The following is a 20,516-nucleotide window of genomic DNA, read 5'->3' as shown; positions in this document are numbered from 1 at the left end:
ATAAGCGCCTGGAGTTGGAATACCTAACCCCAAACCCTCACTCATATTTAAACTCAAAAGGCTGGTGTAGCCGAAACCTTACCGCTTGCCCATCTCTAGTGCCGAGCGTGTTTTTTGGCAGGAGTTTAAGAATCCTGACGATTTCATTTTTCATGGCCTCGGTGCCTGTTCCTTTTACAGTGTATTTAGAAACACTGCCGTCTTTTTCCACTATTGTGGTTACCTCTAGTTTGGTGTAGAGTTTGTTTTTTTTAATCACATCCGAGGTTGCATATTGATTGTTCATGAACTGTGTATATTCCACCTGACTAAGGGGGGATAATGGGAACTTGTATAGGTGTCCTTCAGAAGACAATTTATCATCGTAGATGGTGGTATCGACCAGGGCATTTACTTTCAGGCTATCCTGGGCTTTGGCTTTTTGGCTGATAATAATCAGGATTAAGAATGAGAGGGTGAGTAAGATTTGTCTTTTCATATAGATCGCGTTTTGATCAAATATAAACATTCCGGTGAAATTTAAAATGGCGTTAAACCGCTTTTGAGAAAAGGCTTGGTTTAGGATTTATAATAAGCAGCATCAACCGTTTCCACACTTATTTCTGGATGTAATTTGATGAAGTTTAGATTTAGAAGGCCAATAGTTTCTGGCGAAAAGCTTTTCTCTATATCGTGGATACCATCCTTGAGTTCAAATTTGATTGTTCTCTCTATTCGCCCTATGGTAAATTTTGACTCATCAATTCTTTTCATTGCCATAATCTTCAAAGCCTGATAGTATGCAGTTGTATCGTCGGTAGCTAAAATAGCTTCCCTTTTATGATCTAAATAGAAAGGACTGCCTTTCTTGTTGTCATATTTCATCACAAACATGGTTAGCATGTAGGGCTTTTGTTTCTGTTTTTTATTGCACCCACAAATAGCTAGGGCAATTATAAGTATGGTAATGATCTGACTTTTCATCATTATGTCGTTTACTATCTTAATATTATGGAAAGTGGGCATGATTTGCAAATCCATGACTGAATGGATTGCTTTAGGAATGTTTAATCTTTAACAAAATAAGCTTGTGATTTAAACTTTAACACAAATTCTTTAGCCTCTTCCATAGTTGTTGGATATTGAACATACTGGTAATTTTCAAGTATATGTTGATAAGGAAACCCATGGGCGATTAAAAATTCTGCCAAATCCCACTGTTTAGAATCCTTTCGCTTTGGCGGTCTAAATCTATGTGAAACGAGCACTGTTTTAGATTCACATTGAGGGCAGGTTAGATTGATTTCTTTTGATTCGTTCCGATATATGCTAAATGCCTTTTTACAGTGTAGACATACCTTTTTGTGACCCATGATAGTGATTGGTTTAGGATTGCAGTTGTTTTTTTCTCTTCCATAACTGCCAATAGTATTTTACACAACCAGCAATGCCGCATAAGAAAAGTAGAGCGTTAACACCATTAAACAACGGGATGTCGTATAGAGGTACAGGATTACAGATATAAAATAGCAAGGCCAAAGCAATAAATACGGCTGTGTAAATGTATAGCCAATTTGCCTTAGGATTGATAAATCCTTTAACAATAAAGAATATGAATGTTCCAGTAAGCAATGTCGCGCCAAATACCTGACCGATCATATATGGGGTATTATCCATTGAGTTAATTTAGTGCCCAATTATAACGAAAAAGAGCCATACTGCAATGGCTCTTAATTAACAGTTATTGTTCGGCAGCATCTTTATAATTTAACCTGCCCTAGGCTTCTGATTATATTATGAGTATAAGTACTTTGGTTAACCCTTCTAATATCTCCGTCCATTGACAATAGGATTTGTTTGTAAATGTCCATTTCAGCATCATAAACATATAAAGAATTGGTAAATGATCCTGCATCACAGGCAATCTCCCCATAATCTTCAATTGATGATTTTAACAGATCAGCTATAATTTCTTCCGTTATAATGTTGATTTTCTTTTTAGATCCAAACCACGGCTTATACTCAACAGAATTCAATAGGTTTTCAAATAGTTCAGCAGGTGTTATTGCAACATCATCTTCTTGTTCATAAGCTGCTGAGCTTTGCATGGGGTCAACTGTTCCGGTGGGTGTGCACGAATTCCATTTATTGGTAAGTGCATAGCGATGGTTTTTGCATAATTTGTAATCGTATTTACGCCCCTGTGGATCGATAAAGAAACCATAATGTGTCATTCCCCATGCTATGCTATAATAATCACTTTGGTATAAGAAAGGTAAATCTTCTATTCTAAATGTTTGCATATCCTTAATTGGAATCTTTATGGAAGTAGCCTGGTTTGGTTAGGCTGTTTAAATAATAGTGTACTGTAATTTGTCGTTGGCTTCCATTAATATGTGTATTGTATACAATGTATTAACCCAATTCTTTCGCAGTTTCTAACGGGATTATTTTTCCCAATCGTATCTGTGTGCTTGTTGGCACTGTTCATAAAATCAGTTCTGCCTGGCTCATACGGGGCGATTTCTCTAAATTTCAAAAATAGTGTCCCTTCAACATTGGCATACTTCTCAGATTTATAGTCTCCGTTCAACCTTCCTAATTTTTCAACATAAACCGAACCCTTAGTAAATATTACTTGTACAACCGATCCATTGGTTATTCCCAATATCTGATATTCTTTCGAATGCGAATTAAATAAAAGGCTTCGGACACTCTCGAAAACCCCTTCTGGAAGCCCTAACGTTTTATAATCTGCTGTAATGATTTCAACTTCGTAAGAAAGCGGCTCAGCCATAATCTCATTCATCAGTTCTTCATGTGTTGATTTATCAACATAGTCTTGATATTTTTCCTTCGGAGTTTTACATCCGGTTTCTAATCCCACTAATTGCGCAATTAACATTATATATGCGGCAAACTTCACAAGAATTTGTTTCATATGTTTATTTTGTATCCTCAGTAAAATAACCCGGTTTAGTTAGGCTCTTGAGGTAGTAATGCACTGTTACAACAATTTTACCTCCATTATGCGGAATTATAGACTTTTTCTCTATTCCTAGTCGTTCACACCGTCTAACTGGATTGTTTAGTCCTATTGAAGCTGGACTTCCCAAGCCAATTACATCAGTACTTGATCGATTAGGAGGGATATCTCCAAATTTTAATGTTGTTGTTCCATCAGAATTTGCGTATTTCTCCGCTTTATATTCCCCGTTCATTCGATTAAACTTCTCCACCCAAACAGATCCTTTAGTAAAGAAAAATTGTAAAACTGCTCCTTCATTGACACCCTCTGTTAGAAACTGTTCTTTTTCTGCAGGTGTTAATGACGATGAAAAAGAGGTAAAGCCATGGCCTATATAAACATCATCTATGGAACGGTATTGCACCTCATATGAAAGCGGTTTACCAATTATTCATTCATCAATTCTTCATCTGACGAGTTGTCAACATAATCTTGATATTTCTGTTCTGGTGTTTTGCATCCAGAATGCATAGCCAATATTGTAGTTGGAATTACAATATATAGGGCAAATTTGATAAGCGTTTGTTTCATAGTCTAAAATTATAAATACTTAGCTCTTGGAAGCAGGTAATCAAATCAGCATGTTTCACCAAAAATGACAATACCAACAGTTTAAACGAATGATAATTACTTATTCATATTTAAGGAACGTTAGCAAATGATCGAATTTCACCCATTTCCAATTCTTAAGACTTCCAGGCTTTATCTTCGGGAGCTTAAACACAGTGATAAGGATGAAATTTTCCTCCTTCGCACAGATGATAGCGTAAACTCGTTTATAGATCGGGAAAAAGCTGCCTTAATTATGGACGCTAAAGTATTTATAGATAAGATTGCATCTATACGTGAGAACAGCAAAGGAATTATGTGGGCAATTACGTTTAAAAACCACCCTCAGTTAATTGGGACATTAGGACTCTGGAATGTAGTAGATGAAAAAAATGAGGCGGAGATTGGTTATGAGCTATTACCAAAATACAGTACAGAGCATCGGAGAAATGGTAGATGGCATTTTGCTTGACATGTTGCTTAATGTTGGCCGAGGTGTCTGACTGCATGATGTGCCGCGTCATCACCTTCGGTGAGCCTTTCGATCCTTTTTTCCAGATCCCTCTCCCAATCCAGTACTGCATCTTTAAGGGTATCTCCGCATCCGAAAATGCCTACCTCAGGGTCAGGGCCCGACAGGCAGCAATAGGAATTGCCATCTTTGAATACCTGTGGCTTTAATTTTTTTGCTTTCGCAGGTACCCAGCCCTGATTAAAATCTAAAACTACCGGGTCCAGGTTCTGATATGTCTCTTTATCCATTTGCCATTTCTTGTTGAAGATAAACAAATGGCGGATGCATTAGGTTTTTTGATTTGCCCTTGATCCGGCAATGTATGGACATATATTTTCAGCTTACGTATTTTGGCAGCCAAAGGGTAATCTACGTAAACTGGGGACTGCTGAAACCTTATTGTATTTTGCCTTGTTTTATTACACCGAAGTTATTAATTAAATGCCATAGTGATCGCCTTTCAGGCACTGAAAAGTGACCAGCGGAGCATCAAGAATTTCTGATTTTTAGGGCAGGGGTAGATGTGGATCAGCCTGCAAATTGAGCAGAGCCTCCTTGAGATGGCTTTGGTTAAGGTTAAATCTAGAGACAATTGGCATACAACCGTCGGCTTTGAATGGCTTCGGGGAAAAGGAAACAATAACGCTACCCTTGCACTGCTTATCAGTGAAAAAACGTGTGGTAGCTAGTTGACATTTATTTCAAATATGGAATCCATTACAATCAAGAACCGGACAATATTGACTGAGCAGACGTACAGACTGGAGGAGATCTCCTTTAGCAAGCCTGACGGGAAAGGCGGCAGTCATGATCAGATGAACGAAGTATACTTCCGGCCGGATGCGGTCGCAGTCCTTCTCATCGACAGGCAGAAGGAAGCATTCATTTTGGCCAAGCAGTTGCGGCTGCCTGTGTTCCTCAACGCTCATAAACAGACTGACGGATATCTGCTTGAGGCCTGTGCGGGACTTATCGAGCAAGGGGAGTCTCCCGTGCAGGCGGTAATCCGGGAAGCCCGGGAAGAAACGGGGTACAAGATTTCTGATCCTGTTCAGATCGGCGCAGTGTATACCTCTGCTGGTGGCTTGACAGAATATCTTCACTTGTTTACCGCTGAGGTGTCCGATGAGGATCGGACTGACCAGGGCGGTGGTGCGGATGGAGAAGGTGAGGATATTGAACTGGTACAGCTGGGCTTTGAAGAGGCAAGGGAAAAGCTGTCGAATGGGCAGGTAAATGATGCCAAGACCATGTTGCTCCTGCAGCATTTCTTCCTTCGCCTTTAGTTCATACAGCAGCAAGGTGCTGCGACGCTCACCAGAGAACAAATTTCCTGCCTTTACGTCCGGCAAAATGGAACCTTTCGGTGCCTGTAAAAGAAAGATGTCTTTGGAGGTTTGCGAACCGTTCAGCTTGCCAAACCAAATTCACTTTTTGGCTGTTATAGGGATAACATTTAACTAAAAATTGAAATATTATGCCTAGAGGAAGTAAAGTGGAAAGGAATTCGGTATCGAATCAGCCACATGAAATCAAGTACGAAGCTGATAAAATGGATGTAAAATCATCTGATATTAAGGACGCCAAAAAGAGCGGCTCGAATCAGCGGAAGGACATTGAAAAAAAAGTAAAATAAGCTAAGCCCCGTAAGGGGCTTTTATTGTCTTGGCCCGCAGTCCCATTAGTTACTCACCAATGTACTGTTTTTAAAAATTCTGGCCCATTTTTCTACGAAGAGCACGCCCAGTGCGGGTTGCTTCACGGCTACGAAATTGGAGTATAAAGCACTTTTACCCTGAATGATGTAATAGAGTTGCGATTCTGGGATCGGACTATTGTTGAATTTTGGCGACTCGATGCGGAACAATATCCAAGGTGAGCCCGATTTGGTTCCCGTTTCAATCATTTTAAGCTTTGCCTGGGGAGCATTTTTTAGGGTTTGTGTGTAGGTCGCATTCATCGCCTGTTTTACCGGAACGGATGTGGAACCCATCAAGGAGAGCATTGTGCCTATGATGGTCCAGTTTTTAAAAGACTCATTTCCAACCAACAGTTCAACCATACGCGTATTTCCACTTTTTTGGTCGGAAGCTATTTTCCATTTGTACTCACCCGGCCATGCTATTTGTAATTTTTCCTGCGCCCGGACATCGTTAGTTATACCAGCTAAAATTAAACATAAAAAAATGAATTGCTTTTTCATAGTTACTTGTGTTTTAATTAACAACGTTTTTATTGTCATTTAGTGTTAATTAATTCACTATGACCAATTTGTTATTGGCTTTGTGGATCAGAAATCTTTATGCTGTTCCTAAAATAATTGTTATCCGGTAGTTCATGATGCTGTGTGTTGTTATGAGTTGTGAACTGATAACTTTAAACAGCTGACTGAGGAAAATACAGTCAGATGTTTTATATGGAGAGAGTCATTCCCGTTTTTAGCGTCTGAAACCGGATACTATCCTGAGAAGGTCTCCACCGGATGCCTCTGCCAATTTATAGCTTTGATGAACCTTGCGGTTTATTCGGTATAACTGAAGGTAACTGTATTGCTGGCTTTCAGTCCGCTGATCCCGCTTAAGTTATAAGAGATGGTGTATTTTTTTCCGGTTTGCAGCTCATAACTGGTTCCTGTGTTTATCGGGATATGGAGTTACGTCTCCCAGTGTTGTCCCCATTGCTTCAATGTTGAACAAAATTCCGTCCGACTGGCAGAATAAGTGCTCGGCATTGTCAAGCCGGAAACCGGATTTTTCAAAAAGCACAACTGGTTTACAAATAAATTTTAAATTTGCTTTATGTTCGGATTATTCAAGAGGAAAAAGATTCAATCGTGGGAAGTGGAGCTTTTGGAAAATACGCTCAAAGCGCTACCGCAGGATTTTAAGGTATAAATCAACCAAATAGAATTGGGACTACTAAAAGGTGTTTCGATTGGTAATCCATCGATCCCTGGTTACGTTGGTTTTACACGTGATGCTGAGATAATCAACGCTATTAATGATCCAAAGGGCCGGGATTTTGAAGTATTTGGGATGCTAGTTTATGATTGTATTTCCGATTCTTATCTTGAATATTCCATTTTCTTTTCATTTGGTACTGTTGATGGATATGCTATCAAAAACCAGAGTAAATTTAAAATCGATACTAAAAAAATCGATGTTGCACACATGAAAATTAAGTTTCGTGACAATATCGATTTTGCTAGATTAAAGAAAATACTTACTCCAAAGGAACTGGAGTTTGTTAATGCCAATGATGTTTATACGGTTAATTTAGATAACAAGGAATACTTCCATTTACTTGATATAGCGGATGGCGACTTCTATGGAATTGACTTCGAAAAAAATCTTTACAAGATTACACATGATCCATATCTTATTGAGAAAGTTGATACTGGTGTGATCGATATTTTTGAAGGTGGTCAGTAAATTTCTTAATGGGTAAGACTGTTATTTCGCTAAAAAAATAGAAAGAGATCAGAAGATGTAAACTGATTCTAATATTGTAACCCAGAAACGACAAGTAAATCCAGGATGAATCACTGTCACTCCATTTCGCTTTGGAGTGACCACCTGTTCCTGTCAAATTGGCCGTTTTGATCTCCTTAAACTTCATTTTCAAAATCAGAATTTAGAGGGGCTTTTTTGATTTTAGGTCTGTTTTTAAATTAGTTATTTAACCTTAGAATGGCTATTGGAGCTTGTAGAGCATAATTTTCGTTTCTTTTTTAGTTCTTTTTGATGGAGATCCTAGATGAAATGGTTAGCCCCTTAATGCCTCTGTTATTAAATATCCGATACTTATCGGTTCTGTATCTGACATAATGTTTGACAATTGTCTCAAAAAAAAGACTGATTTTCTACACGTAAGTCCTTTTTTTGGGGAAAAAGATGGCCGAAAAAAAATTAAAGCCCTATCTTTAAAACCCAAATAGAAAGCTGAGCATGTATAAGTGTATAATAGTTGATGATGAGCCGCATGCGGTGGCGGGGTTGAAGAGGTACATTGATACCATTCCACAATTACAACTTGTCCGGAGTTATACCGATCCTTTAAAGGCCCTGGTTGAAATTACGGCTGGCGAAGCAGTGGATCTGATTTTTCTGGATGTGGATATGCCGGGCATTACCGGGGTGGAGCTCGCAAAGGAAGTCCGGGATAAGACTGGGAAACTTGTCTTTACCACTGCCCATAAACAATATGCTTATGAGGCTTTTGAGGTGGAGGCTGACGCTTTTCTATTGAAGCCTTATTCGCAGGGAAAATTTACGGTTACTTTCAATAAACTTTTTCCGCATAAAAACGGTCTGGACGGGCATGATCCGGAGGATGATTTTATGTTTATCAAGAGTAAGGAAGAGAATCTCCGCCTGATCAAAATCAGGTATGAAGATATTGTGGCTGTCGAAAGTAAGATGAACTATGTTCAGGTGCATACAGTGGATAAGAGTATACTCACTTATACCACCCTGTCAGAAATTTCAAAAAAACTCCTTGCTCATCATGGATTTTTACAGTTCCAGCGCAGCTTTATTATTGCCCAGAATTATATTGATTATATTGAAGGAAATACGATTAAAATGGTGAACGGTACCAAGATCAGCGTAGGAGATTATTACAGGAAATATTTTAATGAATTTGTAGAGGGGAAACTTTACAGGGCAAAACGCAAAGGGTAAGCGGCCTGCCCTGTAAAATCGGTTTAAAAGTAGATAATTCCCGTTCCCGTTGCAGTTGTGGTATAGGTTATTGTAGTTGCATCAGTGGGATTGGTCTCATATTTTCTTTCCTGTTTTTTTGAAGATCTGAAAACAAATACGGTTCTCGCCTTAAGTGGGTTTTTTTGCTGTTTCATAATGTTTTTTTATGAAAACTAGCGGGTCCCCAAGGGTGGTAAAAAGAACTTACACAGTACCTTTACTATTCTACTTACAAAGGAAAAAGCACATGAAAAAAACTATTTCAGCATGGCTGGAGCTATATTGGTTACATTTTCTGATCTGGTCTCTATTCATTTCTTATGAAGTGGTAGCCATAGGGCTAATGGTGGGGAGCTTCGGCAATCCGGTAAATTATATTTCCCATTACCTGATCACAATTGGAATCTTTTATCTTTCTGCCCTTGCGCTGCTGCCAGTGGCGCTTAGGTATAAACAGCAGGCGGTATGGAGACTACCTCTCGCGGTGATCCTGCTTTATGGGATTTTTTTGTTTGGCAACTTTGCAACAGATCTTATAATGGTCCGTTATCATTTTGTCAGCCGCACGGAGCCGCTTTCGCTTAGCTGGGGATACAGTTCGAAAATTCTTTACCGATGGATCTATGTGTTCGGTTTTTCGGCTGCTTATTTCTTTCTGAAAAGTTACCTTATGGAACGCGGAGAAAAGGAGCTGCTTGAAAAGCAGCGCCTTGAACAGGTTATCGAGGAAGAAAGAATGAAACGCACGCTTTCCAAGGCTCAGAATGATTTTTTAAAAGCACAGATCAACCCGCATTTTCTTTTCAATACCCTCGATTTTATTTATCACAGTATAGGTAGCCATTCTAATGATGCTTCAGAGGCTGTAATGGCACTATCTGACATGATGCGTTACGCTGTCGATTCTGGGGAACTGGATGACACAGTACAATTTGGTGCAGAGATCGAGCAGGTGGATAAACTGATTTATCTCTATCAGCTGCGCAAGAATATGGAACTACAGATTATGACCTTTTATGCTGATGAGGTATTCGAGCTGCGTTTTATTCCCTTGGTTTTGCTTACACTGGTTGAAAATATTTTTAAACACGGTAATGTCGGTCATCCCAAACATGAGGTTCAGATCATTGTAGTTATTGAAGAGGATAAACTGGTGATCTCAACCAGTAATGCAATGAATTTAACGCCAAGACCTGTGGGGACGGCGGCCGGTATGAAGAATATAGGGGAGCGTCTGCGTTACGCTTATGGAGGGGACATTTCCTTTTATTTTGCCCAGGAGGGCGAGCTTTTTAAAACCAGGATTGCGATCCCAGTGACTAGGATACTTCAGCAACAGGAGCGTAAAATGCTTCTGGTCACAAACCTCAATTAAAGTTTATCCCCAAAATATTCCATTTGGTGTAGGAAACCCTTTCTTTTGTCCGTTTAATATTAATTTTAGGATCTTATTAATCAATTTTATAGTATGTCGCCTCGATTTATATAAAATGAAGAAAGAGATCATTACAGCGGAAAACCTTTTTGCCGCTTTATTTAAAAGCGTCACCAGGGCACGAATTATGCGTGATGACTTTGATCTTTTCTGGCGTACAAATCCATCGGATAGGTCAAGGGCGGGGATGGCATATTACATCCGCCACAGTGCACTCCTCCAATGTTTTGACAGTTTACTTTTTCTATTCAGTTCCAGACAGATCTGGACAGTTGGTGGTTTAGGGGCATTTGCAGCTCGGAATGGTGTTGATGGCCCCTTATTGCCACTTACTACCGGAGATCAGATTGAAAAGATAGGGAGTCTTCTTATGGAACATGAGAATAACATCAAGCATATTTTCATAATGCACCATGATCCCGTGGTAACGGACTTTCTGGATCATCAGCTCGACCACATCTCCAATGTCCTTCAAGATTTTATGGGTTTCTTAAAAGATATAGAACTTACTCCGTCTAGTCAGGGTACTGACGGCGCTCTCGGCTGAGACATTGCAGGATGTAGTAATATGTTCTGCATGTTTTTTTGTCTTGGAAAGGGAGAATTCGGGCGTTGAAGGGGGATCGGTTTGCTTTTGTTTGGTTTCCTCTTTTGGCTGCCCTGTTGCAAATAATAATGTTTTTACCTTTTTGGATAGGGCTTAAATTCAGAGCTTATATAACATAGGTAGATGGATAAAATAAAGGCTATGAACAATGGAATAATAGCCTTAGGCTATCGTGTGATCAGTTGCTTTTGGGCGAAGTTGGTTAGTGTTTCTTGTCTGTTTGACACAGATCATGAAAACATGGATATGGCATGTGAAAAGAGAACATGGGTAAATAATGACTTCGGATTAATTTTTTAAGTATATGGATGATATTTTAGCTGTTCAAAAAGATCATACCGCTGGTCCTCAATCGATCGGATTTGATTATCAGTTTTACTTTTTTATGCTTATCGCTCTTGAACTGAAAACAGGTGAAAGTGTTGGCTTTGAAGTGAAGGATGATGTCCATATTGATAGGCAGGATGGGACTACTGTTCTTTTTCAGATGAAACATACAGTCAGGACTAACAGTTCTGGAAACCCATCAAATTTAACCTCGCTGGATACGGATCTATGGAAAACGCTTGGTAATTGGGCAGAAATGATCAATGCTGATAAAATGGGTACTGATTTTATTAAAAAACATTTTTATAGGCTGATTACAAATAAAAGTGAGGATTCAAACACCATCATCGATGCAATAGCAACTTTTAAACTGGATGGTGACCTAAATAAAATATTGGCAGTACTTAAAGGGCTTAGGGATAAAACAACTGAAGTGACAATCGAAGGTTATATCGGTACAATTCTTTCAATGGTAAAAGAAAGTCAAAAGATTTTTCTTGCCCATATTACAATCGAGACCGGCGTGGATGAGATCATCAATAGGGTGAAAAATAAGATTCGCGAAAATTGCAGGGATGCCCGGTATGTAGAACCTATTTTTGATAGTTTGTCATCAAACATGCTTAAAGCTAAATACACGGACATCAAAGACCGGAAAGAATTTACCATAAGTGTTGATGATTTTAACGATAGGTTTGGGAAATGCTTTAATATGGCTTATGAGAAGAAAAAGCTTCCACGAAGGGATATGCCAATATTCCCCCCGGACGATCTAGAGACCCAATTGTTTATTATTCAGCTGCTCGATCTCGGGATTGTCGATAAGGGCTCACCAAAGATTTATGATTATACCAGTCAAATGCTCCAGACTCTAAACTATTTTTCTTATTGGGTAGATGGAAATTTTGTTTTACCAACCGAAATGGATGAATTTCAGAAAGAAACGTTGCTGTTATGGGAGAATGAATTTGATGCAGGATATAAAGAAATAAAAAAGAAACAAAAGGCAGGGATCCCAATTGCCGATCTTGAGGAAGAGATATGTTCACTTGGTGCAGATCTGGTATATTTTCTTAGGAGACAGGACCTTAAAATTGAGGGCAATGCTTTGGGGCTAGAGCTCAGCAATGGACAATTTTATGCGCTTACGGACCAAATGCAGATAGGTTGGCATTATGACTGGGAAAATAAATATAAGAAGCCATGAAACAGATTTATTATACCTACAATAACGAGGCCTTAGCCAGTTGTATACTTCTTTCTATTACAAACCGTCTCGCTTCGATTGATCTGGCACGTTGTTGTATTGCACTTCCATTTTTGATGGATGACCGGACGGTCAATTTTATTTTGCGTAATCACCAAACCCATTTTGAGCTTCACGCGCTTGTTTTGGCTGAACAACGGATATTCGCCGCTTTCAATAAACGCTATCTCGCATTGCTTCCCGTTACTGTAAACTCCCTTTTACTTTTAAAAAAGGGCAACCAGATAAAGATTGGAAATGCTGTCTCTGGTATTGGGTTTTTCGATATGGCGGACGCCGACCTGGGGGAAAGGTTTGCAAAAATCGAAAAAGTTATTCCGATATATCTGGATATGACTAAAAAATTCACGACTCCCCAACTTTATAAAATATTCAGAATACAGCTATGAGATTTATACTCAACGAAATAAAACTCTGGTTCAGAGATGAATCTGCAGCACCTAAAAGTTACTACTTCCTTGCTGATAAGGTCAATGTCATCACGGGAGATGCCACTACCGGAAAAACCAGTTTTTGGAGCATTATAGACTTTTGCCTGCTTTCAGGCAAGGTAAATATAGCCAATACGGTTAACCAGAAGGTACTCTGGTTGAGTATCAACTTGTCCATTAATGACAAAGAAATTTCGATTGCAAGAAAAGCCCCTGTTCTGGGAACGTCATCCAGCGAAGTTTTTTTTGCTTTTGGACCGTTGCCAGGAATCCCTGAAGCTAATATGGGAATTGCAGAGATTAAATCCATTTTGGATATTGAATTTGGGATTACGGATGAATTGCGGTTTCCGCATGGCAAAAATCAGGGGGCAACAACATTTAACCTTTCGTACCGATATTTTTTGCTCTTTAATTCTTTGACCGAAGATATTATTGGTACTTCAAAGACTTATTTCGACACTGCTTTTTACGGCAAGGAAGAATATGACCGTGCGCTTGAGCATATTTTCGATCTGGTCATCGGTGTTAATGATATGGATAATATCAAAGCAAACGAACGCTTGGTACAGATTGAAAACGACCTCAATAGACTAAAAAACCAGGAGAAGAACAATGAGAAAAAGACCAAGGCCTACTTTAATGACATTTTCCGTTTAATAGAAAAATGCAGGGAATTCGGGTTTTTGGGGTATGATGAGGTAATCTCCGATATGCAGGCCGCAACCGATGTATTGCAGAATGTAATTTCCAATAATCAAAAGGCAGCGGATGCATCCGCGGTTTTCTTTCAGATAGATAGCCTGGGCAGGAATAGGGATAACCTTAAGGTTCAGATCAATGCTATTAATAAATACAAGCAGGAGTTTGATCTCTATAGGCGTAACCTGGTAAAATGCGCCGATAGCCTGCAGCCTATAGATTTTTTGAATCAGCGTTTATCTGATCAATTGGTAGAGTCTTATGAAACAAAGCTATTTGTAGATTCATTGGAGACATCGTTAAGGGAAATTAAGAACAGCCTAGGCCGGAAGGTTGCTGAACCGGTGAAGGTTTCGGGAGATTTAAAGGAACTCAGTGGGTCATTAAAGGCAGTTGAAAAAGAAATTGCCGATCTCAATTTGATTAAGCAGAATTTTATGACAGAGGGAGAGAAATATATCCGCCTTGGGGAGATCAAGTATGCATACGAGCAGATTCTCAGTCGGGAAGGTGTTAAGCCTGTCGATACTGTTCTGTTGAATAGGTTGAATGAAGATAAACTGCTAATGGAGAAGATTCCTGAGGAAAATAAGAGCGTGGGTTTTACAATGAAAACAAACCTGAACAAAAGTATACAACGCAATTATAACCTGTTGAGTTCCTTATCTACCTATGGGGACAGTGAAACCCGTTTTGATGAAACAGAGATGATTCTGCAGCTGCTTCCTCCTGGACAACTGTTTCCATTGGATAATGTCGGCAGCAAATCGAATTATATGTTGATGCACCTTTGTTTTTACCTTGGGCTCCACGAACACATGATAGAAGTTGGGCAGCAACATGTACCACAGTTCCTATTTATTGATCAGCCTAGTATACCTTATTATTCGGGAAATGATGGCCAGGGAAATAATGACAAGAAAAAACTTGTTGATGCTTTTTCCCTTCTTAATTCTTTTATCGGTTATATTGTTGAGGAAAAGAAAGAACAATTCCAGATCTTTATGGTCGAACATGCGCCCAGGGATTACTGGGAAGATAATAACCTGACCTATTTCCATACCGTTGCTGAATTCATCAATGGGGTGGGGTTGATACCGGACGATATATATAAAAATTAAGATATGCAGAATATGCTTTTAGGCAAAATGGATAAACTAGTTATCCATTTTGTAGGCAATAAGAACAATGATGAAGGTGTCCGCTTTTCGGACAGCACTACCGATTTTGGATCAGCAGAAGAAGATTTCAAATTACTGATAAATAGTAACTTCAAATTTGATGAACTGTTTAATTTCTATTTTGTGCCTACATTGGAGCTCAATCCTGTATATACTTTCATTTCTTCCGTTTTCGGGTCGAGTGATAGTTTTGTTGAGCAGTCCCAGAATGCTGCACGTTATCTGTATGACAAAAGTGTCCATCCGAAAATTAAGTCAGGAGAGCTTTATATGATTTATTTCACAGATTGTGTTATTGATGGAACCAGCCTGGATGCAATCGGTATTTTTAAATCGGAAAACAAAGATACTTTCTTGAAGATCCAACCTTCGAAAAATGGTTATGACCTACACAGCGAAAAAGGAATTAATCTCAATAAACTGGATAAGGGATGTTTGATCTTTGATACCGGAAAAGAAAACGGCTTTACCGTAGCTGTGGTGGATAATACAAATAAAGGCGCTGAGGCGGTTTATTGGAAGGATGATTTCCTGAGTGTCCACACTGTGAAAAACGAATTTCATCAGACAAATCAGTTTCTAGGCATTGCCAAACAGTTTGTGACCAAGCAGCTTACCGAGGATTTTGAGGTTGATAAGTCTGAGCAGATAGAACTGCTTAACCGCTCTGTGGATTATTTCAAAAAGCACGAAACTTTTGACAAGCAGGAGTTTGAAGAGGAAGTTTTTGTTAATGAAAATGTGATAGAATCTTTCCGCAGGTTTGATGATAATTACCGCCAGCACAACGAGGTTGAAATTAGAGATACTTTTGAAATTTCCCCGCAGGCTGTGAAAAAACAGGCAAGGGTTTTTAAAAGCGTGCTAAAACTCGACAGAAACTTTGATATTCATATTCACGGCAATAACGAACTCATCGAAAAAGGGGTTGAGCGTGATGGAAGAAAATTCTATAAAATTTATTATGACGAAGAAAAATAGACTTCAATAAATATGAGAATGATTAAAGCACTGATGGTAATTGGTGGATTGCTCTCTGTTTTTTCCTGTTCATCGACTTCAGATAAAAAAGTTATTAGCTTTGGTACACTTCAGCAGACGCTGGCTTTAAAACCTTCAGAGCGAAAAGGATTTTTCCAAGAACTGGGTTATGAAATAAGTGGTGGTGATTCTATAGGCCTTATTTTTAGGCACAAAGGGCTATCTGCTTTCTGTTTAATTTTTTCAATTTCAATCCTAAGCTCACTGTTATCGGAAAGCATCTTCCTCATACGGGTGAAGATTCGCATGATCTGTATATTAACATTTACTGCCCGTTCACTTGAAAGTACGCCAGAGAGTATTGCTACACCGGCTTCAGTAAAAACGTTGGGTGCCTGCCGCCGGCCTCCCCAACTTGCTATTCCATTTTGGAAGAGCAAGTGTTTGAATTCATCTTCAGTTAGCCTAAACATAAAATCTTCCGGAAATCTATTGATGTTTCTAGAAACAGCTTTATTAAGGTTTCCTGTCGTTACAAGATAAAGTTCTGCCAAGTCTTCGTCGAGCATAACCTTTTGGTTCCTGATTATATAAATCTTATTGATAATGAGATCATCAGTTAGATTGATAACTTTTTCGCTAGTGTTCATGCTCATCTTATTTTATCTGGATATTAGATTCTTCCCTGAAATTGATTGGCTCATGGTTTGCCATTGCTCTCAGTTTGGCCATGTCGGCACCTACTTTTATATCCAATATTTTGGCATAATGCTGTGTCGTTCGGATATTAGTGTGTCCAAGCATTTTCGAAACGCTTTCAATGGGAACACCTTTTAGCATCGTCACCGTTGTTGCGAACGTGTGTCTTGCGATGTGAAAAGTTATGAGTTTGTTTATTCCGCAAACTTCAGAAATCTCTTTCAGGTAACTATTCATTTTTTGATTGCTTAGAACCGGGAATATCCTGCCTGTAATTTTCCAGGCTTCTGTTTTCTTATACCTATCAATTAAGGTCAGGGCGTTTGGCAACAGCGGTATTTGAGACGGTACGTTGGTTTTTTGCCTCTTTATGGAAATCCATTCTTCCCCGTCAACTCCAAGAACAATGTCTGTAACCCTTAACTGTTTGACATCGATGTAGGAGAGTCCTGTATAACAGCAGAAAAGGAAAATATCTCTGACCTGCTCTAACCTCTCGCTGACCATTTCTTTTGATGCGATCCGGGCAATTTCTCTTTCGTCCAGGCAGATTCTTTCAACTGGTTTTACTTTGCGCTTATAGTTCAGGAATGGATCTATTGACATCCATTCGTTGGCTAAACAAATCCTGATGATCTTTCCGAAATTCTTTAAATACTTCACAGCAGTATTATTATTGCATTTCCGGACTGTTCTAAGGTAAAAATCATATTCTGTTATGAACTCATGATTTACTTTCCGTAGATCCATATCTGCTGCAGAATATTTCCATTGCAAAAAGTCTATAGTGTGCTTTAATGATGTGCGATATCGCTCAGCGGTCCCCTTCGTATATTCTGACCCGATGAGGATCTCCAACTTTCTGTTATGTTCCTTGAATACGCCTATTATAGTATGATGGTTTCCTTGTTTTCCAAGAAATCTATCTCTGATAGAGATTGCTGTGACTTCTTCATTATGAAGTGTTAATTGACGATGGGCCTCATGGATCTTAAATTGAAGATCATCCAGATAGGCATTTAGAGATTTCGAATCTTCTTTCTTTCCACTGCTCCGGCCATTTACAGTATTCCATTGACTGGGTTCGCATGATCTTCCGGAAGTAATTTCCACCCGCTTTCCGTTGACAGTAATCCGCATTTAGATAGCTACAGGTCCAGATTGATAGTTTTTTTGCCTCTTTAAATAAAAGAGCAAGCTAAAATTAGTTTTCATAGTACTCATCTTAATGGTTAACAAATCTAACTTTGCAGGCAAATCAAATCAAGATGTTTAATCGCTAAACAGCTTGATAATTAAAGGTTTAAGTCGTATTCGGTGAGTGTTTTGAATTTCCCTTTGGAACTCACCGCATCTCTCACTTCAACTATCTGATTGAGTGAATGAAATGGTATACCGGAAAAGCAAAAAGCCCGCTATCATACGATTTGCGGGCTTTCGAAGCATTTTAAAACTAATTTGGCGGAGAGCGAGGGATTCGAACCCCCGGACCTGTTACAGTCAACAGTTTTCAAGACTGCCGCATTCGACCACTCTGCCAGCTCTCCGCTGCAAAAGTACAAACTCAGCTTAAAACTGCAAACTCCGAATGCTTTTTTTTTATTTAAACTTGATAATTCCTTAACACAGAGGGAGAAAAAATTATTTTTTCTGTATGTTTTCTTCTATTGGCTCAGATTTTTTGAAAAGATTAAACGTAGGGCGGATAATCTTAACGCTCCGTTTGCTTACATCAACGCTGGCATTTAATTCGAAACCGATTAATAAAATCAACGAATTTAAATATAACCAGATCATCACAACGATTAGTGTACCAATAGAGCCGTAAACTTTGTTATATGAAGCAAAGTGATTGATATAGAAGGAAAACCCCCAAATGGTAATGAAGGCTAAAATTGTGGCAAGCCACGATCCAGCACTAAATAATCGCCATTTTTTGGTATGTGAGGGCCCATATCGGTATAAAATAGAAATGGTAATAAAGTAGAGGGTAGCCAACAAAGCCCATCGTGTAAATTGAACAGCGTAAACTAAAAAGCTATCTTTAATGTGCAATTCGTTGGTAATTTTATTTAATAGTACCTCGCCAAGGGCCATTGCACTAATGCAGATAATAATTGAAAAGCAAATAATTGTGGTAAGTACCAAGGCTATTAAACGCTGTTTTAACCAGCCTCTGGTTTCAATAATCAGCGATGATTTATTAAAAGCTTTCATCAGGTTTTTAACGCCATTGGTAGCAAAAAATATCGCCGAAAGGAAACCAAAAGATAATAAGCCCCTGTTCTGATTTTTGATGATATCTTTTAAAGTGGCTTCAAAAGCATCAAAGGCATTGTGTGGCAATACCAGTTGTATTAAGTTTAAAAGCTGATCCTGGAAACCTTTAATCGGGATAAAGGGAATTAATGTAAAAAGGAAAATAATACCCGGAAAAATGGCCAGCATAAAACTATAAGCCAGAGAAGAAGATTTATTTACCAGTGAATCTTTTCCGATTTCGCGAAAGAAAAATGTGGCCACTGTATACAATGGGAGTGGACTAAAACCGGGCAATATACAGCCTTTGGTCCATTCGATAAACCGCGAATAGAGCTTAACATGTAATAATTGCCTGTGTAACCATTCCATTTTATTGTTACTTAAAAAATACCGATAACTTCTCCATAAAGTTCTGTGGCGGGTTTGTGGGTTTGTTTTTATGCATATCTACAAATACAAGGGTGGTAGCCCCAATATTTATCAATTCTTCTTTCTCATTATATAACTCATAATCAAAGAAAATCCTGATACCCGGTAATGTTTTAATAATTGTTTTTACGGTAATCTCCTGATCGTAAAGTGCAGGTTTAATGTATTTGCATTTCAATTCTAAAACAGGCATCATAATGCCATCGGCTTCCATTGCGCTGTAACTCATGCCCAAACTTCGCAACATTTCTACACGGCCAACCTCATAATATTGGGCATAATTACCATAATACATATAACCCATCTGATCGGTTTCGCCATAACGAACCCTGATTTTTGTGCTGTGGCTATACATTATTTAAATATATTTCTTTTATTTAAAGCCTCACGGTATTTTCTTGCATTAATTTCGTGCTGAGCTTTATCAGCCGCAAAGTTATGGTAGCCCGAAAAATCTTCTTTCGCACACATGTAAATGTAATTGTTCTGGTCGCGGTTAAGCACGGCATCAATGGCATTAATACTCGGCATCATAATCGGGCCCGGAGGCAAGCCGGCATATTTATATGTGTTGTAAAGCGATTGTACCTGCAATAATCTGCCGGTTACCCTTTTAACAGTAAAATCATTATTGGCAAAAATAACTGTCGGGTCGGCCTGCAATAATATTCCCTTATTTAAACGGTTCAAATACAGGCCAGCTATAATTGGCATTTCTTTATCGTAAAGTGCTTCAGCATCAACGATAGAAGCCAGGGTGTATACCTGAGCAGGAGTGAGGTTTAAACTTGCTGCCTTTTGCTTACGATCTGCCGTCCAAAATTTATCGTATTCTTTATGCATACGCTCAAAGAAATCAACTGGCGAAATATTCCAGTACATTTCGTAAGTATTGGGGATAAACATGGCGTAAACATTATCCTGGTTAAAGCCATACTTGCTAATTAATGCAGTCGAATCCAAAACATGAATAAAACTCAAAGAATCAGCCTCCAGGTTACTGGCTAAGTAAGCTGCAAAATTTTCTTTCTTGCGGATGTTGTGAAATTTCAGTTTAACAGGATCCTGGTTACCCGCTTTAATTAAATTGATCAGGGTACGGTTCGTCATCCCTTTCTTCAGGCGGTAACGCCCTGGTTTAACATTAGTAGCCAGGTTCATTTTTCCGGCTGCGGCAGTAAAAGAAGAAATACTTTTAACCAGGTCTTTCTTTTTCATTTCAGCAACTAAATCGTCGTAGCTGCTTCCGGTTTTAATGTATAGGTATTTTTGGTTTTCGGTAACGTTAGGGGCAAAATATAGCCTGTAAAGGTTTAATGCAAAGTAACCGGCAATTAAGATCACAACAAGGGCAACAATAATTGCCGCTTTTTTGCCAGTACTCATGTTCTTTTTTTCTACTTCAGTCATCTGTATAATGTG

General features: G+C 38.8%; 26 protein-coding genes and 1 tRNA gene. 11 read left to right on the top strand and 16 right to left on the bottom strand.

What is annotated here, in order from left to right; genetic code table 11:
- Nucleotides 1-37: 37 nt before the first annotated feature.
- The 7 genes from ACZZZW_RS18730 to ACZZZW_RS18700 all read right to left on the bottom strand — a co-directional run bounded on the left by ACZZZW_RS18730 (nucleotide 38) and on the right by ACZZZW_RS18700 (nucleotide 3,371).
- Nucleotides 38-478, bottom strand: coding sequence for a hypothetical protein (locus ACZZZW_RS18730; RefSeq protein ID WP_463495691.1), 441 nt, complete (start codon nucleotides 476-478; stop codon nucleotides 38-40).
- Nucleotides 479-558: 80 nt separating this feature from the next.
- Nucleotides 559-963, bottom strand: a complete 405-nt coding sequence (locus tag ACZZZW_RS18725) for a hypothetical protein (RefSeq protein ID WP_463495688.1) — start codon at nucleotides 961-963, stop codon at nucleotides 559-561.
- 83 nt (nucleotides 964-1,046) lie between these two features.
- Nucleotides 1,047-1,190 (bottom strand): hypothetical protein, encoded by a 144-nt coding sequence (locus tag ACZZZW_RS18720; RefSeq protein WP_463495686.1) that lies wholly within the window; start codon nucleotides 1,188-1,190, stop codon nucleotides 1,047-1,049.
- Nucleotides 1,191-1,365: 175 nt separating this feature from the next.
- Nucleotides 1,366-1,656 (bottom strand): hypothetical protein, encoded by a 291-nt coding sequence (locus tag ACZZZW_RS18715; RefSeq protein ID WP_463495683.1) that lies wholly within the window; start codon nucleotides 1,654-1,656, stop codon nucleotides 1,366-1,368.
- Between the two features lie 83 nt (nucleotides 1,657-1,739).
- Nucleotides 1,740-2,282 (bottom strand): hypothetical protein, encoded by a 543-nt coding sequence (locus ACZZZW_RS18710; RefSeq protein ID WP_463495680.1) that lies wholly within the window; start codon nucleotides 2,280-2,282, stop codon nucleotides 1,740-1,742.
- An 86-nt stretch (nucleotides 2,283-2,368) separates the two neighbouring features.
- The gene (locus tag ACZZZW_RS18705) at nucleotides 2,369-2,920 is read right to left on the bottom strand and encodes a hypothetical protein (RefSeq protein ID WP_463495678.1); all 552 of its coding nucleotides are present in this window, start codon (nucleotides 2,918-2,920) and stop codon (nucleotides 2,369-2,371) included.
- 4 nt (nucleotides 2,921-2,924) lie between these two features.
- Complete coding sequence (locus ACZZZW_RS18700; RefSeq protein WP_463495675.1) at nucleotides 2,925-3,371, bottom strand: hypothetical protein; 447 nt, start codon at nucleotides 3,369-3,371, stop codon at nucleotides 2,925-2,927.
- 294 nt (nucleotides 3,372-3,665) lie between these two features.
- Between ACZZZW_RS18700 and ACZZZW_RS18695 the strand changes: the two genes are divergently transcribed.
- Complete coding sequence (locus ACZZZW_RS18695; RefSeq protein ID WP_463495673.1) at nucleotides 3,666-4,028, top strand: GNAT family N-acetyltransferase; 363 nt, start codon at nucleotides 3,666-3,668, stop codon at nucleotides 4,026-4,028.
- Between the two features lie 8 nt (nucleotides 4,029-4,036).
- Here the strand turns inward: ACZZZW_RS18695 and ACZZZW_RS18690 are convergent, their stop codons facing one another.
- Nucleotides 4,037-4,318, bottom strand: a complete 282-nt coding sequence (locus ACZZZW_RS18690; protein ID WP_463495671.1) for a hypothetical protein — start codon at nucleotides 4,316-4,318, stop codon at nucleotides 4,037-4,039.
- Between the two features lie 459 nt (nucleotides 4,319-4,777).
- Between ACZZZW_RS18690 and ACZZZW_RS18685 the strand changes: the two genes are divergently transcribed.
- Both ACZZZW_RS18685 and ACZZZW_RS18680 read left to right on the top strand, forming a co-directional pair.
- Nucleotides 4,778-5,356 carry an NUDIX domain-containing protein gene (locus ACZZZW_RS18685; RefSeq protein WP_463495669.1) on the top strand — a complete coding sequence of 193 codons (579 nt, stop codon included), beginning with the start codon at nucleotides 4,778-4,780 and terminating at the stop codon, nucleotides 5,354-5,356.
- Between the two features lie 191 nt (nucleotides 5,357-5,547).
- Nucleotides 5,548-5,706: a hypothetical protein gene (locus tag ACZZZW_RS18680; protein WP_463495667.1), complete on the top strand. Its 159-nt coding sequence runs from the start codon at nucleotides 5,548-5,550 to the stop codon at nucleotides 5,704-5,706.
- A gap of 45 nt (nucleotides 5,707-5,751) precedes the next feature.
- On the opposite strand, the gene ACZZZW_RS18675 is transcribed toward ACZZZW_RS18680, so the two are convergent.
- Nucleotides 5,752-6,273 (bottom strand): hypothetical protein, encoded by a 522-nt coding sequence (locus ACZZZW_RS18675; protein ID WP_463495666.1) that lies wholly within the window; start codon nucleotides 6,271-6,273, stop codon nucleotides 5,752-5,754.
- Nucleotides 6,274-6,979: 706 nt separating this feature from the next.
- Between ACZZZW_RS18675 and ACZZZW_RS18670 the strand changes: the two genes are divergently transcribed.
- Both ACZZZW_RS18670 and ACZZZW_RS18665 read left to right on the top strand, forming a co-directional pair.
- Nucleotides 6,980-7,501, top strand: coding sequence for a hypothetical protein (locus ACZZZW_RS18670; RefSeq protein WP_463495664.1), 522 nt, complete (start codon nucleotides 6,980-6,982; stop codon nucleotides 7,499-7,501).
- Nucleotides 7,502-8,017: 516 nt separating this feature from the next.
- Nucleotides 8,018-8,752 (top strand): LytR/AlgR family response regulator transcription factor, encoded by a 735-nt coding sequence (locus tag ACZZZW_RS18665; RefSeq protein ID WP_463495662.1) that lies wholly within the window; start codon nucleotides 8,018-8,020, stop codon nucleotides 8,750-8,752.
- 23 nt (nucleotides 8,753-8,775) lie between these two features.
- Here the strand turns inward: ACZZZW_RS18665 and ACZZZW_RS18660 are convergent, their stop codons facing one another.
- Nucleotides 8,776-8,928: a hypothetical protein gene (locus ACZZZW_RS18660; protein ID WP_463495660.1), complete on the bottom strand. Its 153-nt coding sequence runs from the start codon at nucleotides 8,926-8,928 to the stop codon at nucleotides 8,776-8,778.
- 92 nt (nucleotides 8,929-9,020) lie between these two features.
- Here ACZZZW_RS18660 and ACZZZW_RS18655 point away from each other — a divergent pair, with 92 nt between their 5' ends.
- The 6 genes from ACZZZW_RS18655 (at nucleotide 9,021) to ACZZZW_RS18630 (ending at nucleotide 15,704) form a co-directional block, all read left to right on the top strand.
- A complete protein-coding gene (locus ACZZZW_RS18655) occupies nucleotides 9,021-10,148 on the top strand; it encodes a sensor histidine kinase (protein ID WP_463495658.1) in 1,128 nt (375 codons plus the stop codon).
- Between the two features lie 187 nt (nucleotides 10,149-10,335).
- On the top strand, nucleotides 10,336-10,755 hold the full coding sequence (locus tag ACZZZW_RS18650; RefSeq protein WP_463495655.1) for a hypothetical protein: 420 nt from the start codon (nucleotides 10,336-10,338) through the stop codon (nucleotides 10,753-10,755).
- Nucleotides 10,756-11,119: 364 nt separating this feature from the next.
- Nucleotides 11,120-12,349: an ABC-three component system protein gene (locus ACZZZW_RS18645; RefSeq protein WP_463495653.1), complete on the top strand. Its 1,230-nt coding sequence runs from the start codon at nucleotides 11,120-11,122 to the stop codon at nucleotides 12,347-12,349.
- Nucleotides 12,346-12,798 carry a hypothetical protein gene (locus tag ACZZZW_RS18640; RefSeq protein WP_463495651.1) on the top strand — a complete coding sequence of 151 codons (453 nt, stop codon included), beginning with the start codon at nucleotides 12,346-12,348 and terminating at the stop codon, nucleotides 12,796-12,798. The genes ACZZZW_RS18645 and ACZZZW_RS18640 overlap by 4 nt, the downstream gene beginning before the upstream one ends.
- The gene (locus ACZZZW_RS18635) at nucleotides 12,795-14,663 is read left to right on the top strand and encodes a DUF3732 domain-containing protein (protein ID WP_463495649.1); all 1,869 of its coding nucleotides are present in this window, start codon (nucleotides 12,795-12,797) and stop codon (nucleotides 14,661-14,663) included. The genes ACZZZW_RS18640 and ACZZZW_RS18635 overlap by 4 nt, the downstream gene beginning before the upstream one ends.
- Before the next feature lie 3 nt (nucleotides 14,664-14,666).
- Nucleotides 14,667-15,704 (top strand): nucleoid-associated protein, encoded by a 1,038-nt coding sequence (locus ACZZZW_RS18630; protein WP_463495647.1) that lies wholly within the window; start codon nucleotides 14,667-14,669, stop codon nucleotides 15,702-15,704.
- A gap of 167 nt (nucleotides 15,705-15,871) precedes the next feature.
- Here the strand turns inward: ACZZZW_RS18630 and ACZZZW_RS18625 are convergent, their stop codons facing one another.
- The 6 genes from ACZZZW_RS18625 to mltG form a co-directional block, all read right to left on the bottom strand.
- Nucleotides 15,872-16,354, bottom strand: coding sequence for an ORF6N domain-containing protein (locus ACZZZW_RS18625; RefSeq protein WP_463495645.1), 483 nt, complete (start codon nucleotides 16,352-16,354; stop codon nucleotides 15,872-15,874).
- Between the two features lie 7 nt (nucleotides 16,355-16,361).
- Nucleotides 16,362-17,543, bottom strand: coding sequence for a site-specific integrase (locus ACZZZW_RS18620; RefSeq protein WP_463495643.1), 1,182 nt, complete (start codon nucleotides 17,541-17,543; stop codon nucleotides 16,362-16,364).
- A 319-nt stretch (nucleotides 17,544-17,862) separates the two neighbouring features.
- A tRNA-Ser gene (locus ACZZZW_RS18615) sits at nucleotides 17,863-17,950 on the bottom strand.
- Between the two features lie 94 nt (nucleotides 17,951-18,044).
- Nucleotides 18,045-19,034: a YihY/virulence factor BrkB family protein gene (locus tag ACZZZW_RS18610; protein WP_463495641.1), complete on the bottom strand. Its 990-nt coding sequence runs from the start codon at nucleotides 19,032-19,034 to the stop codon at nucleotides 18,045-18,047.
- A gap of 7 nt (nucleotides 19,035-19,041) precedes the next feature.
- Entirely contained in the window at nucleotides 19,042-19,449 is a 408-nt protein-coding gene (locus tag ACZZZW_RS18605; protein WP_055907751.1) for an acyl-CoA thioesterase, read from the bottom strand.
- On the bottom strand, nucleotides 19,449-20,504 hold the full coding sequence (mltG, locus tag ACZZZW_RS18600; RefSeq protein WP_463495638.1) for an endolytic transglycosylase MltG: 1,056 nt from the start codon (nucleotides 20,502-20,504) through the stop codon (nucleotides 19,449-19,451). The genes ACZZZW_RS18605 and mltG overlap by 1 nt, the downstream gene beginning before the upstream one ends.
- Between the last annotated feature and the right edge of the window lie 12 nt (nucleotides 20,505-20,516).

The sequence above is a fragment of the Pedobacter sp. AC379 genome (assembly GCF_979258145.1).
The sequence above is the reverse complement of the archived record's forward strand: the minus strand, read 5'-3'. Positions and strand labels throughout refer to the sequence as shown.